The organism is Vibrio sp. 1249-1, from assembly GCF_033340495.1.
On the sequence record NZ_JAWOWJ010001055.1, the window covers coordinates 1 to 542 of the forward strand.

The window sequence follows — 542 nt, forward strand, 5'->3', positions numbered from 1 at the left end:
TGTGCGATGATCCTCCCTGGTATCTCAGGCAGCTTCATCCTGCTACTGATCGGTATGTATACTCCGGTACTTGCGGCCGTAAAAGGCTTCCAAGTGGATACGTTGGCGCTATTTTTATCGGGCTGCGTGATTGGCCTACTTTCTTTCTCTCATCTGCTCTCGTGGTTACTGCGCAAGTTCCGCGACTTCACGCTGATGTTCTTAACTGGTTTGATGATCGGTACACTACCTAAAATCTGGCCTTGGAAAGAAACCCTAACATGGCGTACGAACTCGAAAGGCGAACAAGTACCGTTACTACAACACAACTTGTCTCCATTTGAATTTGAACACATTACCTCTCAACCATCGCAGCTAGTGATTGCAGTAGTAATGATGCTGGCTGCTATTGCGTTGGTTTTAGGTCTCGAAAAGTTCGCAGACTCTGACAAATAAACCGCGCAGCACATTCATAGAAAACGGAGCCATTGGCTCCGTTTTTGTTTTTAGGGCGTAGAAAAACCCGACAACCAGGTGTTTCTGCACGAGCGCTCAACCCAAGT

Annotated in this window: 1 protein-coding gene; it reads left to right on the plus strand. The window is 47.2% G+C overall.

Annotation, left to right across the window (positions count from 1 at the left end):
• Nucleotides 1-435: DUF368 domain-containing protein (locus R7Z50_RS30425; protein ID WP_318150140.1), on the plus strand; the 435-nt coding region annotated here is incomplete at its 5' end.
• Between the last annotated feature and the right edge of the window lie 107 nt (nt 436-542).